Raw genomic sequence first — 15,729 nt, forward strand, 5'->3', positions numbered from 1 at the left:
CACAAAGGCCACGAGGGATGTCGTGGCCTTCAGGGTGGATCGCCGGATTACAGCGATCGAACGGCATGAAACCACTCAACGTCGGCGTCGAGTGATTCGTCGGAAAGCGAGGGCGGCGCAGGGGCCGGCGGCGTGTTTGTTCACTTGTGGTGCACGGGTTCGTTTGCCTGCGCAGCGCGGCGGCATCCGGCGCCCGCATGTCTAGGCATGGGGGCGAGCTTACAACAGCCGGTTCACGCGTGGCAAACACGGCGGGCTGTCCAGCCTGCATCCGGACGGGCGTGCAAAGCGTGACGTTGATCAGGACGGGGCGGACAAGGGCGTGCCGGCCAAGGACGACCGCAGCCACTCGATGAAGGCATCGGCGTGGGGAGGCAAGATACGGCCGGCGGCTGGCAAGGCGCATAAACCGCCGTCGAAGGCCACGGCGCCGAAAGGCGCGACCAGGCGGCCTTCGCGCATCTCGCGCGCGATCAGGCGCTGTTCCACCAGCGCCACGCCCAGTCCCGAGAGCGCGGCCTCGATGCACAGGTGGGTATGCGGAAAGGCCAGCGTGTCGCCGCGCGCGACGGACCGGCCGGTCTTGGCTTCCCATTGATCCCAGGCGCTGGAGGTGTATTCGTGCGCGATGCGCGTGCGCTTGCGCGGCAGCAGTTTCGCGTATTGCGGCGTGCAGACCGCCGCGAACGTGACCGGCGCCAGTGCAATGGCGCGCCGCCGGTCGGCGTCGGTATAGCCGGAAAGGTCCCAGGCCAGCAGCAGGTCGGCGCCTTCGCTGCGCATCTCGCGCGCGGACGTCATGGACAGCCGGATGCGGATGTCCGGGTGCGCTCGATAGAACATCGCCAATTGCGGCACCAGCCAGCGCATGGCGAACGTGGCGCTGCAGGCGACATGCAGGCCGGGGCCGCGCGCCTGCTGGGCCAGCCTGCCGTAGGCCTGTTCCAGCTGATCGAAGACGGAACGGACGGCGACGTAGAACTCGCTGCCGGCTTGCGTCAGGCGCAAACCGGTGCCGTCCTTTTCGAACAGCGCGACGCCGGCGTGTTCATGCAGCAGCCGCAGGTGGCGGCTGATGGCGCCATGCGTCCGGAACAGTTCCTCGGCGGCGCGCGTTACCGATCCGGTACGCGCAACGGCTTCGAAAGCCCGGACGGCGGCAAGCGGAGGCAGTTGGCGCATGACGGTACCGTGGTGTGCATGAAATCCCGACACATCGATGTTGGTGCGATCATTCATCAAATGGCACACCAAATCAAGGCCTGCACGGTGCCGGCCTTCCGGCCGATGCCAGATTCAACGTCATAGGGCGATCCGCGTCCGGCGCCGCATATCAACGCGATCGACGCACCACACGGATAGTCCCGCTATTGCCGCCGCCGCAATAGAACAATTCGCGGCCGTCGGATTCCAATCCCGACACGCCGACGCCGGCCGGCATGTCCAGTTGCGTGATGACTTCGCCCGTTTCGACATCCACCTGCCGAAGGTCGCTGGCGTCGTCTTCCCAGGTGCCATGCCATAGTTCGCCATCCAGCCAGGTCACGCCGGTGACGAAGCGCTTGGATTCGATCGTGCGCAGCACCTTCCCGGTACCGGGATCGAGCTGGTGGATCTTGCGTTCGCGATACTGGCCCACCCACAGGAAGCCTTCGGCCCAGGCCAGGCCCGAGCATCCCGGCGGGGCGGGGATGGCGCCCGATACGCGTCCGGTCTGGGGATCCACTTTCTGGATCCGCTCGCCCGCGATCTGGTAGATGTGCTTGCCGTCGAACGCCGTGCCCGCATTGGCTTCGATGTCGATGGTGCGCAGCGGGCTTCCCTTGTTCGGGTCCACGCAATTCAGTTTGTCCCCGGACGCAAACCAGACATGCTGGCCGTCGTAGGTCACGCCGTGCACGGCGTTGGCCCCCGGGAAGGGCCCGAGTTCGCGGATGATGTCGGCTGGCTTCTTCATGGAATCGATCCTCCTTTTCAGGGTGCCATGCTAGTCAAGGCCCAGGGGAACGGGGAGTAACAAGGTTGTCGTGTACCCCGGCGGGGCCGGCGCCATCCAGCGGCGCGCCCGGCCGTGTCCGGCGCATTGCACCTTGCCGCGCGAGGCCAGGCGCTCCAGCGCGCGCTGCACGGTGCGTTGGCTGGCGCCCAGCGCAAGAGCCAGCGCCGAACTGGACCATGCCTCGCCGTCGGACAAGAAGGCCAGCACCGCCGCATGCGGTTCCTCGACCGGATGCGCCAGCACCGCGACCTTGCGCCCGCCGCGCGGTGTCAACAGGAATCCCCGCGGCGTCGCGGTGATGCTGGCCAGTCCTTGCAGCGCCCGGCGCAGGCGGCCGATCTCCACGCGCAAGCGCACCCGGTGCGATTCGTCGCCATGACGCGTGCGGAACGCCTTTTCGATGAGCATGTCCCGCGGCACATCGTCGGGCCATGCCTGGGCCAGCAGCCGCGCCAGCGCGAACAGGACGGGGCGCGTGGCCAGCAGCACCGTGGTGTTGCCCTCGACGACGACATGGCGGCAGGCGTCGACGATGAAGGCAGGCGAATCCAGCGTCGCCTCTACTTCCTCCAGGCGCAGCAGGCGTTCGCCGCCATCGGCGATCAGCCGCGCCGCCGGTGCATCCAGGGCACGCGCCGCGCTGTCGACCTCCACCGCCAGGGCGGGAATACCGGCATTGCGCGCGGCGCGTTCGGCCCGCACCAGCGCATCGCGCGCCGCTTTCACGCGGATGCGGCGCATCGCGATGCCGGCGGCGGCGAGTTCATGCGCTGCCCGTGAGGCAGGGCTCAAGACCGTGGGGTCGATGGCGGCGATGGCACGCTCGGCCTCGTCCAGCCTGCCCAGCAGGAGCAGGCGGCGCACCTCCAGGTGGCGCGCATGTGCCGCATTCATCCTGTCGCCGTGTGCTTCCAGCGTCGTCCGTGCCGCGTCCAGCGTCCGGGCCGGCCATGCCAGGTCACGCGATACCAGCGCGATTTCGGCCTCCGCCAGGACGCAGCGGGCGCGCGCCATCGCGTCACCGGCGCCGTAGACGCGCGCGGCGCGGCGCAACAGCGCCCTGGCTCGAGGGAAGTCGCCCAGCTGGGCCATGGCGATGCCGCGCAAGGCCAGCGCCGGTGCGTCCTCGCGCAAGGCCACGCGGTTCAGCGCGCCCAGCGGATCGCCCGCCGCCAGTGCCCGCGCCGCTGCCGTGATGCGTTCATCCATCCCAATTCCGCCACGTTTGTCACTCCCTCTCGCGGGCAGTGCGTCCGTAATCTAACACCAGGCTTGCGCCATGAACACGGCCGCATGCACCTCGGCCTGGCTTGCGCCCGAACGCGTCTTTCGACATGAACATCATTCCCATGGACCACCGATCGCGATATCGCTTCTTCGGCGTCTGCGCGCTGCTTTTCCTGACCTGCGCGGCGCTGACGACGCTGTGGCACGGGCCGTTGTCCGCCATGGCCCGCTTGCCGATGTGCGATGGCGCAATGCGCGCGATGACAAGCGCGATATGGCTGCGCATGCCACGGCAGACATGGCCCGGCGCCGCCACGTCCTTCCTGTGCATGTGGATGGTGATGATGGCGGCAATGATGCTGCCCGCCGTGGCGCCTGCGCTGTGGCGTTACCGCCAGGCGGTCCGCGTGGGGGAACAGGCGCACGGCAATCGGGACAGCGAAGGGAACAGCGAAGGGGACGACGAAACAGACCCCCGAGACGTGGTGCGCGACACGTCGCCGGCCAGCTCGGTGCAGCACGGCAACGCGGCGCCGACCCGCCCAGGGCCGGACCCGCTCGCCGCGGTGGCGGCCACCGGATATTTCGCCGTATGGGCAGCCCTGGGCGCGATGACCTATCCCGTGGCCGCCGCGGTGGCAGCCCTTCAGCTGCGCCACCCGGTATTCGCGCAGGCATCTCCATTCATGACCGCGGCCGTCGTCGCGGCGGCCGGCGGCTTGCAATTCACGCGATGGAAAGCGCGCCATCTTGCCTGCTGCGCGGATGCGCCGACAGGCCATCCTCGGTTGGCCCAGGCGCGCGGCGCATGGCGCCATGGCCTGCAGCTGGGCTGGCACTGCATCCAGGCCTGCGCCGGATGGACCGCCGTGCTCGTCGTCACCGGGCTCATGCATCCGATGTCCATGATCGCGGTCGGCATTGCCATCGCGGCCGAACGCCTTGCCCCGGACGGCAAGGCCTTCTCGCGGGCGACCGGGGCCGTCCTGGTGGTGGCGGGACTTTTCATGATGGCGCGCGCCGCCTTGGCTTGACGCGGCCCGGTCCGCCCTACTTGCGCAACAGCCCCGGGGTCACGCGCGCCGGAAGATAGCGCAGCGCGATCGCCATGGCCGCGATCGCCGCGATGGCGGCGACCGCCATGCCCGTCCGGTAGCTGCCGACGTAGGCGTCGAGAACCAGGCCGCGCAGCAGCTGGGCCGTCTGGGCGGGCACCTGGTCCGGCGCCCGCAGTGCCGCCAGCCTGGACGCGTCGGCCAGCAAGGCCGCGCGCACACCCGCATCGATGCCGGCGTCCGCCAGGCGGTGCCCAAGGTAGTAAGGAAAGGACACCAGGGAAATCAAACCCGCCGCGGCGACCGCCGCGACGCCGGCGATGCGGCTGATCGCGTTGTTGATCCCGGATGCCACGCCCGATTCGCCGTCGGAAACGGAACTCAGCACCGCGGTGGTCAGCGGCGCCACGCTGATCGTCATGCCGATGGCGAGCAGCAGGAGCGCCGGCAGATAGCCGGTCCAGTAATCCACCGTCCCCAGGGTTTCCACCACGGCGAAAGCCGCACAGCCGGCGGTGACCAGGCCCGCGCCGCTACTCAAGGTCGCGCGCAGTCCCCAGCGCTCCCCCAGCTTGCTGGCCAGCGGCGACAGCAGGCCCATCACGAGCCCGAACGGAATCAAGGCCGTCCCTGCCTGCAGGCCGCTATAGCCGTGTACCTGGATCAGCGTGTACGGCAACAGGAAGAACACCACGCTCAAGGCGAAGTACAAGCCCACCGTGATCCCGTTGGTCGCGCTGAACACACGGGACCGGAAAATGGACAGCGGCACCAGCGGCACGCGCGACCTCGATTCGTGGAAAACGAAACCGGCCAACGTCAGCACGCCGGCCACCAGCAAGCCCGTCAGCAGGCCCCTGCCCGTGTGCGCCTCCGGCAACTCGCTGACGGAATAAATCACCAGCGCCAGCCCCGCCGTGACCAGGAATCCACCCAGCCAATCCGTGGCGCCGCGGACCGCGCCATGGCTTTCCGGGACGAAGCGCAAGGTCAGGCCCACCGCGATCACGGCCAGCGGCAGGTTGATCCAGAAAACCGCGCGCCAGGACAGCACATCGATGAATATGCCGCCCAGGATGGGGCCCGACACCGTCGTCAGCGCGGCGGCCGCGGCCCATATGCCCACGGCGCGACCGCGTACGTCCTTGGGATAGGCGGCCGCGATGATGGCCAGGCTTTGCGGCACCAGCAGCGCCCCGCCCAGCCCCTGCAGCACGCGCGCCGCGATCAAGGCACCGGCCGCGGGCGCCAGCGCGCATCCGATCGACGCCAGGGTGAACAGCACGATGCCGCTGATGAAAATCCGGCGGCGTCCATAACGGTCGCCCAGCACGCCGCCCATCAGGATCAGCGCGCCGAGTACCAGCGCGTAGCCGTTGACCACCCACTGCAGCACGCCGAAGCCCGTGTGAAACTGCGCCTGGATCGCCGGCAAGGCGACATTCACCACGATGCCGTCGATGAAGGCCATCGAGGACGCCAGGATGGTCGCCGCCAGCAGGTAAGGCCTGGCGGACGGCGCGCAGGGGGTGGCGGGATCCGGAGTCATCGCTCGAAAAAGTAGCACGTCCTGCTATCCTCGGGAACTTGCGACTGTCGGGGACGTTGCGCGGACGGAATCGATGCGATCGGTCCTTGCGCCGGGCCGGCCGCATCGTCCCCACATCGACGATCCCGCCTGGCGCGCCAAGGAGCAGCACAGAATGGATGTATGCGTTTTCGGCGCGGGCGCCATAGGCGGTTTCATGGCGGCGCGGCTGGCCGCCGACGGGCAGGCGAAGGTATCGGTGATCGCGCGGGGCGCCCATCTGGCGGCCATCCGCCACCATGGTTTGCGGCTGGTTTCCACCGGCGGAGATATCTCGGCCCGGCCCGCGCATGCCGTGGACCAGCCGCGGGACTTGCCGCCGCAGGACATCGTTTTCGTCACATTGAAAGCCTACGCGCTGCCGGCCGCCGCCCAGGCCATCGCCGGGCTGCTCAAGCCCGAAGGCCATGCGGTCTTCGTGACCAACGGCCTGACCTGGTGGTGGAAGCATGGCCTGCCCAATCCCGGCCCCCTGCCCTTGCTGGATCCGGACGGCGCCCTGTGGAACACGCTGACCCCGCAACGCGTGCTGGGCTGCGTGGTCTATGCGCCCAATGAAGTCATCGAGCCCGGCGTGGTGCGCCATACCGGCCCCAACCGCTGGCTGCTGGGCGAGCCCGACGGCTCGGACAGCGCGCGACTGCGCGACACCGTCCAGTTGATGCGGCACGCCGGGCTGGGCGCCGAAGCGTCGCCGGACCTGCGGGGCGAAGTCTGGGTGAAGCTGATGCGCAACGCCGCGCTGAATCCCTTGTGCGCGCTGACGCGGCTGCCGTCCAGCGAACTGGCGGCCGACCCCGAACTACTGGCCATCGGCGACGGCATCATCGGCGAACTCGTCGCGATCGCGGCCGCCCACGGCAGCCAGGTCGAAAGCCAGGCCGAGGAAGCGCGCGCCGCGCTGCGCCGCGGCGGCCCCGCGGGCAACAAGCCGGTGGGCGGCATGCGGCCGTCCATGCTGCAGGACGCCCTGGCCGGCCGCCCCACCGAAGTAGAAGCCATCCTGGGACAGCTGCAGGCCTTCGCCCGGGAAGCCGGCGTACCCTGCCCCTGCATCGATGGCGTGCTGCCGCTGATGCGCGGGCTGGACCGGTCGCTGCGTACGCATAAGGCCTGAGGCCGCCGCGACGCGGAGCGACCCGCAGCGACCCGCAGCGACCCGGAGCGGCCTCGGGCGGCCCGAGGTTGGCGGTGGCGCTGACCGGCCGCCGGCGCGCGCTAGCGCGAAGACAGCGAAAAGCCCACCGTAGCCTGGTCGAAGACACTATCGATATGCGCCAGCAACGCCCGCGCATCCGCTTCGCTCAAGCCGCCGTAGGCGCAGTTCGCCTCGAACTTGCGGGCCAGGTCCTCGTCGCTGAGCGGATGTTCGGCGCCGCCCTTGAAATATCCCTGCCGGAACTCATGCACCGACCCATCGGCCATCTTGACGCGCACATGGCCGGTGAACTGTCTTGGATAGGGGTTGGCGGGGTCGACCACATACGTCACCTTGGAGGCCACGCCCAGGATCGCGGGATCCTTCACGATCACGTCGTCGTACTCGCGCAATCCCGCGTCGCCACGCACGATCGCCACCGCGATCGCATACGGCACGCTGAACTTCGCGGCATAGCCGTTGGGCGGCCTCCGCTTCTGGTCCAGCGGTTCCCACAGGCGATGCAGCACGCCTTCCGCCGCTTCGCATTCGATGCTGGCGATGGACGCGGGGTCCAGGCCCAGCTTGCCGAATTCGCGCGCGCAGTCGATATAGGGATGGCACATCGTCCCGCAGGCGTAGGGCTTGAAGGCGATCGTCGGCCATATCCACGTCTCGCCGAAGCCGGCCATCATGGCGTCGAAGTTGCCGTCCAGCGTATTGGCAAAGCCATGGAACAGCCCATGCGTGCCTTCGAAGACGGTGCGCGGTCCCTTGAAACCTTCCAGCGCCAGGCGCACCGCCCGATACCCGGACTGCGCCGCCCAGCCGGGATGCATGCGCTTGGTCCACGACCCATCGGCCAGGTATTCGATGATCCCCGACGCCATGCTGCCCGCGATACCGAAGGCGTCGACCAGCTGCTGCTCGGTCAAGCGCAGCGCCGCGCCGACACCGGCCACCGCGCCCATGACGCCGAACACCGCCGTCGGATGAAAGCCCGCCTTATGCACCCGGGTCGGCGCCACGGCGCACAGGCGGCACATGACTTCCGAGCCGACGGCCAGCCCGCGCAGGAAGTCCTGCCCGGAAAACCCATGGCGTTCCGCCGCGGCGATGAGCGCCGGCACGATGACCACCCCCGCGTGCACCGGGCCGCCTTCGAAAGTGTCGTCGAAATCTTCCCCATGCGCCGCGATGCCGTTGACGAAGGCGGCGCCTTCCACCCCCAGTTTGCGCGTATGGCCCAGTACCGTGCACGGACCGTCCGCGTCGACGGAGGCCATCGCCGCGGCGACGTACGGCTGCGCGCGCGCGGCGATGCATATGCTGGCGATGTCCAGCACCATCCGCCGCCCGACGTCGCGCGCGCCGGCCGCCTTGTGCGGCTGCGCGGCCAGGATGCCGCGCGCCAGCCGCTGCGATATCGATACTTCGGGGTTCTTGCTTGCTTCAGACATGCGTGTTCCTGTCGAAATCCATTGACGACGCGCGGTGGCGTCAATCGATGCTGATGTTGCTATCGTGGGCCACCTGGGTCCAGGTCCGTACTTCCTTGGCGATGTAGTCGCCGAACTGCGGCGGGCTCATGGGCATGGCTTCGATGCCCAGCTGCTCCAGCTTCTGCTGGAAATCCGGCGACTTCAGGATGTCGTTGATCGTCGCGTTCAGTTTGTCGGTGACGGCCTGCGGCATCCTGGCCGGCCCGACCACGCCGTACCAGGTCAGGGCCTGCATCGACGGATAGCCCAGTTCCTGGAAGGTGGGCACGTCAGGCAGCACGGCCTGGCGCTTCTCGCCGGTGACGGCCAGCGGCGTCACCCTGCCGGACCGCACGGTGGGCAGGCCCGCGGCCACGCCGGGAAAGACGGTCTGTACGCGACCGCCGATCACGTCGGTCAGGGCCTCGCTCATGCTCTTGTACGGCACGGAAAGGTCGCTGAAACCGGCCGCGTGCTTGAACTCCTCCATCGCCAGGTGGTTGAGCGTCCCGTTGCCCGAGGTGCCATAGCTCAGCTTGTCCGGATTCTGCTTGGCATAGGCGACGAAGTCCTTCAGGGTTTTCACGCCCAGCCGCGGATCGACCAGCAGCATGTTGGCCGTGCCACCGATCATGGCGATGGGCGTGAAGCTTTTCACCGCGTCATACGGGGTCTTGCGCACGGCGGGATTGGTGCCGTGCGTGGCGACGTAGGCGATCATCAAGGTGTAGCCGTCCGGCGCGGCCCGGGCCGTGTCGGACGCACCGATGACGCCGCCGGCGCCGCCCTGGTTCTCGATATAGAAGGACTGGCCCAGCCGCCTGGAGAGCTGTTCCATCAGCAGGCGGCCCACCACATCGACGCCGCCGCCCGCCCCCTGCGGCGCGATGACGCGTACCTTGTGGCTGGGATAATCGGCCTGCGCGCTCGCCGGCCGGGCGCCCATGCACAGCGCCAGGGCCAAGCCCGCGTACGCCGCGATGCGCGCGGTTGTGCTTACCATCTTCATATCGTCTCCTGGAAAATTCGTCCGCGCCCGCGCGGCACCCTTGCCCTTGGGCGCGATCCCGCCCGTGCCGGGTGCACCTTGCGCGTCACGCCGGCATAGCGGGCCATCGTGCCCCCTCAGCCCAGGTATGCGCCGCCATTGGCGTGCATCGTCTGTCCCGTGAGGTAGCGCGCCTTGGGGCCGCACAGGAAGGCCACCAGATCGGCCACTTCCTGCGGCGTGCCGCGGCGCCCCAGCAGGGTCGTATGCCTGGCGTGATGCGCCGGCGTCCCCTGCGCGGAATGCCCCCGCGCCGTGTCGATCAGCCCCGGCACCACGCAGTTCACCGTGACGCCGTCGTCGCTCAGGTCATGCGCCAGCCCGCGCGTCAGCCCCACCAGGCCCATCTTCGCGGCGATGACATGGGCCCGGCCCGCCGAGCCGCCATGGGCCGACATGCCGCCGATATTGACGATCGCGCCGGCCGGCGAGCGCCGCAGCCACGGCGCGGCGGCGTGCGCGCACAGGTAGGCGCCGTCCAGGATCACGCCGGTGACTTCCCGCCACTGCCGCCAGTCCAGCTCGTCGAAACGCGCCTCGCGACGGACGGCGGCGTTGTTGACCAGGATGTCGATGCGGCCGAAAGCCGCCGCGGCGGCATCGATCAGGCTTTGCGCGCCGTCGGGGCTCGAAATATCCGCCAGGTGCACCCGCGCCCGCGCGCCGGCCTGCGTGACGAGCGCGGCGGTTTGCTCCGCTTCGTCGGCCGAGCGCTGGGCGTTGACCACCACGTCCGCCCCTTGCCGGCCCAGTTCGACCGCGATGGCGCGGCCGATATTGCGGGCGGCGCCGGTCACGATGGCTACCCGTCCCGCCAACGGCAGGTTCGTTGCTTCACTCATGCGCGGTACTCCTGAATTCCATGGCGGGTGCGCCGGCCGGCGGAGCCTTGGGCGGGGGCGTGCCGACCTGCAGCACCTTGTCGGGCCGCATCCAGAACGACATCACGATGCCCACCACCAGGATGGCGATGGACACCACGAAAGGCGACGTATAGCTGCCCGTGGCATCGACGATGTAGCCGAAGGTGATGGGCGAAACCACGGCGGCCAGTCCCGCCGCGGTACTGACGAAACCCGTGGCCACGCCGGCATAGGCGGGCGCCACGTCCATCGGCGTCGCGAATACCGGGCCGGCGCTCAGCTCCAGGAAGAACAGCGCCGCGGCCAGGCACAGCGCCACCACGGTCTCGTCCTGCACGAACAGCACGCCCGACATGAAGAGGATGGAGCCGGCGAAGCCCAGGATGACCACATCGCGGCGCGCCGCGTTCACCTTGCCCGTCCGGGTATAGAGCCAGTCCGTCAGCATGCCGCCCGCGGTATTGCCGACCACGGCGGCCAGGAACACCGCGCCGGTATAGAACGCGGAGTGCGCCAGGTTGATGTGGAAGTGCGATACGAAGAAGCTCGGCAGCCAGCTCAGGTACATCCACAAGGCCCAGGCGTGGGCGAAGAACACGATGGTGACGGGCAGGATGCGCCGCAGCAGCGCCAGCCAGGGCACCGGCTGGCGCTGCCCGTCCTGGCCGCGCGCGGCATCGGTATAGGGCGGCAGCGCGGCAAGCTCGTCCTGCGTGATGGCGCGGTGATCGCGCGGATCGTCGCGAAAGTAGCCGTACCACAGGACGACCCAGAGCAGGCTGATCAGGCCCATCACCATGAAGGAACCGCGCCAGCCCACGAAAGGAATCATGAAAACCACCAGCGGTGGCGTCAGCGCGGCGGCCGCCCGCGAGGCCGAATGCGTGAATCCCTGCGCGAAGCCGCGCCGTTCGCGCGGCACCCAATTGCTCATGGCGCGGGTCGCGACCGGAATGGTGCCGCCTTCGCCGGTGCCCACCAGCAATCGGGCCACGACCAGCCCGCCCAGCCCCGTGGCGAAACCGGTCACCAGCGTTCCCAGCGCCCACACCAGGCCCGACAGGGCCAGCATGCGGCGCGGGCCCAGGCGGTCGCCCAGGTAGCCGCAGATGATCTGGAAGATGGCGTAGCAATAGCCGAAGGCGGCCAGCGCGACGCCCAGCCGCGTATTGCTCAACCCGAATTCCTGCTTGATCAGCGGCGCGGCCACCGACAGGTTCACGCGGTCCACATATTCGATGAAATACATGACGCACAGCAGGACGAATACCTTGCCGGGCGTGCCACGGAACACCTTCGCCTTGATAGCGGCCATTTGTCTCGACTCCACGGGATGCGCAAGCACGCGCCGAGGGCGCTTTGCTCGTTCCAGGGCGCTGTATCGCGCCTTGCCTTCCTTGGTCGGATGCCCCCGCGGGCCCAAGACGGGCGGTGATGCTTGCCACCGCCTCGAAAGAGTTGCATTCTACAGATTGTCGACGATTCTACAATCTTCGAGATGCAGTACTTTTGATATTCTTACCCCGCGCTGAAGTGAACCGGCGCCGCCCCACGGATGTGGGATGAAATGTCTCCCTCGCACTCTCAGGCTCGTCCGTCATGTCCAGCACCGCCGCCTCGCCTTTCGATCTCTTGCGCTCCATGACCCTGTCCGGCCTGGTGCAGGAAGAAATCCTGCGCGGCATCAAGTCGGGGGAACTGACCGTCGGGTCGCGCTTGAACGAAAGCGAACTGTCGCAGCGCCTGGGCGTCAGCCGCAGTCCGCTGCGCGAAGCCTTCCGCGCGCTGGAAGAAGCCGGCTTGGTGCGGCTGGAGAAGAATCGCGGCGTGTTCATCCGCGACCTCTCGGACGAAGAAGCGGCAGAGCTGTACGACGTGCGCGCCGGCATGGACGAAATGGTGGGACGCCGGCTGACGCCGCGCATCACGGAAGAACAGCTGGCGGAACTGGGCGCCATGCTGACCGAACTGGAAACGACCTCGGCGCGCGACGGGGTCAACCGCTATTTCGAATTGAACCTGGCATTCCACGACCGCCTGGTGGAGATGACCGGCAATGCCACCTTGCTGGGGCTTTATCGGCAGGTGGTGAACCGCATACACCTGCTGCGCCGGCGCGGCTTTTCCCTGGCGGGCAGTTCATCGGCGTCGCACGCGGAACATCGCGCCATCCTGGATGCCCTGGCCACCCGCGATGCCGACGTGGCCGCGCGCGCCATGCGGCAGCACGTTGAAAGCGGATTCCAACGCGCGGTGGCCGCGCATCAGCTGGAAGAAAGCGCCACGCCGACGCGTATGCCGGCTTAGGCGGTGCGCCGGCACGTATCCGGCGTGGCGGCGGGATACGGGCCGCGCGTGCAGTCGTGCATGTTAGGCGAGCGCCGACCAGATCGTCCATCGATCCTGCTCGACGATACTTTCTCCTGGCGGAATGCGCTGGCCGATGAATGCCACCAGTTCTCCGATCTCCCCATCGTTCAATTCGTGCAGGATGGACCGCCCCGTGCGGGCGCGAAGATCCCGCGCAAGCGCACCGAACTCGCCGTAGGTCTTGCGCGTTTCCCATAGCGTGCGCGATTCGATTTGCGTGAAACCCGCCGCCTGCAACGCCTGCCGGACACGCGCGTCACTGGGACGCCGGCCCGATTCGAAGCCGGCCAGACGCGGAAAGCACTCGAAGAAATAGCCGCGGATATGCCGCTCGGACCCGGGCAGGCCTACGTCTTCCACCGTACGGTCTTGCACCACCAGCATGCCGCCCGGCGCCAATAGCCGCGCTGCCTCGCGGAAGCAGTCCGTGTAATCGGCAAGGTGGTGGATCAGCGCCCGCTGGAAGACCACGTCGGCGCTGCGCGTCGGCAAGCCCGTATGGTCGGCCGCGCCCACCCGGAACGAGAGCCCGGCGTGGCCGTTCGCCTGGCTGATCGCCGTGGCCACCATGACCTCGGAGAAGTCCACGCCCGTCACTGTCGCAGCGCCCAGGTCCGCCCATGCCAGCGAGTAAATGCCGCCGCCGCAGCCCACATCGACCACCCGCTTGCCCGCCGGCCGCGCGAGGGCCGCCATGGCCTGTGCCCAATCCGCATGCGCTTCGCGATGCGCGTATGTGTGCTTGACTGTTTCCGAGTGGAAATCGATGCTCATCGCCTGTCTCCGTATCCCGCGTCCCCCGCGGCATCGCGGAAGCTACAAACCACGGCGGATTCTGGACCCGCTCTGTCCATATGTAAAATATATTGTTCGTTAGACATCAATACTTTCTACATCTGGACAGCCGCCCGATGGAGCTACGCCACCTGCGCTATTTCGTCGCGGTCGCCGAAGAACAACACATGACGCGCGCCGCGCTGCGGCTGGGAATCCAGCAGCCGCCGCTAAGCCAACAGATACGCGACCTGGAAGGCGAACTGGGCGTACGGCTCTTCGATCGCGCACCGCGCAGCATCAAGCTGAATGCCGCGGGGCAGGTCTTCCTGAAGGACGCGCGCCGCCTGCTGGCCGATGCGCAAGATGCCATCGCACGCGTGCGGCAGGCGGCGCGCGGCGAATCCGGCCGCATTGCCGTCGGCTATACCAGTTCGGCGTCGCTGCATCCCCTGGTACCGCGCCTGCTGCGCGCCTTCCACGCCGAACACCCGGGCGTCGACCTCGAATTCCAGGAAAACGCCACGCGCGACTTGCTGGAAGCGGTGGCCCGCGACGTGTTGGATGCCGCGCTGGTCCGCTCGTCGTCCGACCGATATCCCGGGCTGCGGGCGATCGTGCTGGCCGATGAACCGATGGTCGTCGCGCTCCCCGTGGGCCATCCCCTCGCAAAGCGCCGCAAGACCGTCTCGATGGCCGACCTGGCGGACCAGCCATGGATTTTCTACCGCCGCGCCGACGGCCCCGGCATCCAGGACGAACTGATGCCCGCCTGCCGCAAGGCCGGCTTCACCCCGCACATCGTCGCCGACGTGCCGCGGCTGTTGTCCGCGGTCACCCTGGTATCGGCCGGACGCGGCATTACGGTCGTACCCCAGACGCTGGAGGCCATCCATCAGGAAAGTGTCGTCTACCGCAGGTTGGATGCGGCCTCCGCTTTCACGATTCCCCTGACCCTGGTGTTCCGCCATCCGGCGTCTGCCTTGATCCAGCGCTTCGTTGCCATGGCCCGCGCGCCCGGCTAAGCCCACGCTGCCCCGCTAGGCCTGCGCATACTGTTGACACTTCTCCAGTAAGCCACGGCATGCCTAGTGGTCCCAGGACCCATGCCTAACATGAGCGAAGAATGGCGGACCACCTATTTTTGGCGCATTATCAAAGAACTTCAGCACATCAAGCTGAGATATCGAACAAGGGGTCTTGAAATGAAACGGCGAATTTTAATCTCCTCAATGGCGCTAATGTCGTTGTGCTTCGCGTCATCATCGCGGGCTGAAGATTATCCGAGTCGACCGATCACTATCGAAGTGCCTTATAGCCCGGGTGCGTCTGTCGATATTATGGCTCGGATGATTGGCGATCGTTTACGGGTGCGATTCAATCAGCCGGTTATCGTGGAAAACCACGCAGGGGCCAGTGGCCAGATTGGGCTGAACCGCGTTGCAAGGGCGAAGCCGGACGGGTACACCATCGGGGTCGTACAGATCACGAATTTGGCTCTCGCGCCGTTTGTCACCGCGAAGCTTATGTACGACCCACAGAAGGACTTTGTCCCGGTCGTTGAGATCGCAGAAAACTACCTTGCGATCGTGTCGAACGTGAACGGGCCGCTGAAGAACATCAAGGACGTCATTGATTGGGCTAAGCAAGGAAAGCGGGAGGTGAAGCTGGGTAGCCCGAGCCAGGGAGGCCTGCCTCATCTGTCGGTCGCCCTTATTGCCCACGAAAATGGTTTCAATGTGCAGAACATCTCCTATAAGGATGTCGGCCCCATAGTCACGGATCTCGCCAGCGGACAACTGGACCTGGGTGTTTCTTCGTACACTAGCCTCGCTCCGTCCATACAATCCGGCAGAGTTCATTTGGTGGGGATCACGGCGAAGGATAAGTTTCTTCCCGAATTACCAGCGATAGGCGACAGCTTGCCGGGCTATTCCGTGCCTGGCTGGAACGGTATTGTTGCGCCGGCTGGGACAGATCCAAAAATCGTAGAAAAGCTGAACACGGCCATCAACCAGATACTTGCCGAGCCGGACATACAAGAGAAGTTGAAAGCCCTTGGGTTGATACCGACGATAAAGTCCCCACAGCAGTTCGCTGAATTGATCAAGAGCGATACGGACCGCTTCGCGAAACTGGTCAAGGATATCGGTTTCCAACCGCTCTGATGCCCGGGCGGTCTCCTA

Annotated in this window: 14 protein-coding genes; 5 read left to right on the forward strand and 9 right to left on the reverse strand. The window is 67.2% G+C overall.

What is annotated here, in order from left to right:
* Nucleotides 1–300 precede the first annotated feature (300 nt).
* From AKI39_RS20990 to AKI39_RS21000, 3 genes are all read right to left on the reverse strand, one after another.
* Nucleotides 301–1,182 carry a LysR substrate-binding domain-containing protein gene (locus tag AKI39_RS20990; RefSeq protein WP_066643492.1) on the reverse strand — a complete coding sequence of 294 codons (882 nt, stop codon included), beginning with the start codon at nt 1,180–1,182 and terminating at the stop codon, nt 301–303.
* A gap of 151 nt (nt 1,183–1,333) precedes the next feature.
* On the reverse strand, nt 1,334–1,957 hold the full coding sequence (locus tag AKI39_RS20995) for a glutaminyl-peptide cyclotransferase (protein WP_066640537.1): 624 nt from the start codon (nt 1,955–1,957) through the stop codon (nt 1,334–1,336).
* A gap of 30 nt (nt 1,958–1,987) precedes the next feature.
* Complete coding sequence (locus tag AKI39_RS21000) at nt 1,988–3,208, reverse strand: DNA-binding protein (protein ID WP_066640539.1); 1,221 nt, start codon at nt 3,206–3,208, stop codon at nt 1,988–1,990.
* A 125-nt stretch (nt 3,209–3,333) separates the two neighbouring features.
* Between AKI39_RS21000 and AKI39_RS21005 the strand changes: the two genes are divergently transcribed.
* On the forward strand, nt 3,334–4,260 hold the full coding sequence (locus tag AKI39_RS21005) for a DUF2182 domain-containing protein (RefSeq protein WP_066640542.1): 927 nt from the start codon (nt 3,334–3,336) through the stop codon (nt 4,258–4,260).
* Between the two features lie 16 nt (nt 4,261–4,276).
* Here AKI39_RS21005 and AKI39_RS21010 read toward each other — a convergent pair whose 3' ends face one another.
* Nucleotides 4,277–5,848, reverse strand: a complete 1,572-nt coding sequence (locus AKI39_RS21010) for a DHA2 family efflux MFS transporter permease subunit (protein WP_145925336.1) — start codon at nt 5,846–5,848, stop codon at nt 4,277–4,279.
* A gap of 136 nt (nt 5,849–5,984) precedes the next feature.
* Here AKI39_RS21010 and AKI39_RS21015 point away from each other — a divergent pair, with 136 nt between their 5' ends.
* Nucleotides 5,985–6,986 (forward strand): ketopantoate reductase family protein, encoded by a 1,002-nt coding sequence (locus AKI39_RS21015; protein ID WP_066643494.1) that lies wholly within the window; start codon nt 5,985–5,987, stop codon nt 6,984–6,986.
* Between the two features lie 101 nt (nt 6,987–7,087).
* On the opposite strand, the gene AKI39_RS21020 is transcribed toward AKI39_RS21015, so the two are convergent.
* The 4 genes from AKI39_RS21020 to AKI39_RS21035 all read right to left on the reverse strand — a co-directional run bounded on the left by AKI39_RS21020 (nt 7,088) and on the right by AKI39_RS21035 (nt 11,714).
* The gene (locus tag AKI39_RS21020; RefSeq protein ID WP_066640547.1) at nt 7,088–8,467 is read right to left on the reverse strand and encodes an MmgE/PrpD family protein; all 1,380 of its coding nucleotides are present in this window, start codon (nt 8,465–8,467) and stop codon (nt 7,088–7,090) included.
* 40 nt (nt 8,468–8,507) lie between these two features.
* Nucleotides 8,508–9,497 carry a Bug family tripartite tricarboxylate transporter substrate binding protein gene (locus AKI39_RS21025; protein ID WP_066640548.1) on the reverse strand — a complete coding sequence of 330 codons (990 nt, stop codon included), beginning with the start codon at nt 9,495–9,497 and terminating at the stop codon, nt 8,508–8,510.
* A gap of 116 nt (nt 9,498–9,613) precedes the next feature.
* The gene (locus AKI39_RS21030; protein WP_066640549.1) at nt 9,614–10,378 is read right to left on the reverse strand and encodes an SDR family NAD(P)-dependent oxidoreductase; all 765 of its coding nucleotides are present in this window, start codon (nt 10,376–10,378) and stop codon (nt 9,614–9,616) included.
* A complete protein-coding gene (locus tag AKI39_RS21035) occupies nt 10,371–11,714 on the reverse strand; it encodes an MFS transporter (protein ID WP_066640551.1) in 1,344 nt (447 codons plus the stop codon). Before AKI39_RS21035 ends, AKI39_RS21030 begins: the two co-directional genes overlap by 8 nt.
* Before the next feature lie 284 nt (nt 11,715–11,998).
* On the opposite strand from AKI39_RS21035, the gene AKI39_RS21040 reads away from it, so the two are divergent.
* Entirely contained in the window at nt 11,999–12,706 is a 708-nt protein-coding gene (locus AKI39_RS21040) for a GntR family transcriptional regulator (protein ID WP_066640553.1), read from the forward strand.
* 63 nt (nt 12,707–12,769) lie between these two features.
* Here AKI39_RS21040 and AKI39_RS21045 read toward each other — a convergent pair whose 3' ends face one another.
* The gene (locus AKI39_RS21045; protein WP_066640556.1) at nt 12,770–13,543 is read right to left on the reverse strand and encodes a class I SAM-dependent methyltransferase; all 774 of its coding nucleotides are present in this window, start codon (nt 13,541–13,543) and stop codon (nt 12,770–12,772) included.
* Nucleotides 13,544–13,680: 137 nt separating this feature from the next.
* On the opposite strand from AKI39_RS21045, the gene AKI39_RS21050 reads away from it, so the two are divergent.
* Nucleotides 13,681–14,568, forward strand: a complete 888-nt coding sequence (locus AKI39_RS21050; RefSeq protein ID WP_066640558.1) for a LysR family transcriptional regulator — start codon at nt 13,681–13,683, stop codon at nt 14,566–14,568.
* Nucleotides 14,569–14,658: 90 nt separating this feature from the next.
* On the forward strand, nt 14,659–15,711 hold the full coding sequence (locus tag AKI39_RS21055) for a Bug family tripartite tricarboxylate transporter substrate binding protein (protein ID WP_158515200.1): 1,053 nt from the start codon (nt 14,659–14,661) through the stop codon (nt 15,709–15,711).
* Nucleotides 15,712–15,729 lie beyond the last annotated feature (18 nt).

Origin of the sequence: Bordetella sp. H567, from assembly GCF_001704295.1 — a bacterium.
Classification (GTDB): Bacteria; Pseudomonadota; Gammaproteobacteria; order Burkholderiales; family Burkholderiaceae_B; genus Bordetella_C.

What these genes read in the sequence shown, in the direction of transcription:
- AKI39_RS20990 (WP_066643492.1), bottom strand. Translation starts at nt 1,182, where the DNA reads ATGCGCCAACTGCCTCCGCTTGCCGCCGTCCGGGCTTTCGAAGCCGTT.
- AKI39_RS20995 (WP_066640537.1), bottom strand. Translation starts at nt 1,957, where the DNA reads ATGAAGAAGCCAGCCGACATCATCCGCGAACTCGGGCCCTTCCCGGGG.
- AKI39_RS21000 (WP_066640539.1), bottom strand. Translation starts at nt 3,208, where the DNA reads ATGGATGAACGCATCACGGCAGCGGCGCGGGCACTGGCGGCGGGCGAT.
- AKI39_RS21005 (WP_066640542.1), top strand. Translation starts at nt 3,334, where the DNA reads ATGAACATCATTCCCATGGACCACCGATCGCGATATCGCTTCTTCGGC.
- AKI39_RS21015 (WP_066643494.1), top strand. Translation starts at nt 5,985, where the DNA reads ATGGATGTATGCGTTTTCGGCGCGGGCGCCATAGGCGGTTTCATGGCG.
- AKI39_RS21020 (WP_066640547.1), bottom strand. Translation starts at nt 8,467, where the DNA reads ATGTCTGAAGCAAGCAAGAACCCCGAAGTATCGATATCGCAGCGGCTG.
- AKI39_RS21025 (WP_066640548.1), bottom strand. Translation starts at nt 9,497, where the DNA reads ATGAAGATGGTAAGCACAACCGCGCGCATCGCGGCGTACGCGGGCTTG.
- AKI39_RS21030 (WP_066640549.1), bottom strand. Translation starts at nt 10,378, where the DNA reads ATGAGTGAAGCAACGAACCTGCCGTTGGCGGGACGGGTAGCCATCGTG.
- AKI39_RS21035 (WP_066640551.1), bottom strand. Translation starts at nt 11,714, where the DNA reads ATGGCCGCTATCAAGGCGAAGGTGTTCCGTGGCACGCCCGGCAAGGTA.
- AKI39_RS21040 (WP_066640553.1), top strand. Translation starts at nt 11,999, where the DNA reads ATGTCCAGCACCGCCGCCTCGCCTTTCGATCTCTTGCGCTCCATGACC.
- AKI39_RS21045 (WP_066640556.1), bottom strand. Translation starts at nt 13,543, where the DNA reads ATGAGCATCGATTTCCACTCGGAAACAGTCAAGCACACATACGCGCAT.
- AKI39_RS21050 (WP_066640558.1), top strand. Translation starts at nt 13,681, where the DNA reads ATGGAGCTACGCCACCTGCGCTATTTCGTCGCGGTCGCCGAAGAACAA.
- AKI39_RS21055 (WP_158515200.1), top strand. Translation starts at nt 14,659, where the DNA reads ATGAGCGAAGAATGGCGGACCACCTATTTTTGGCGCATTATCAAAGAA.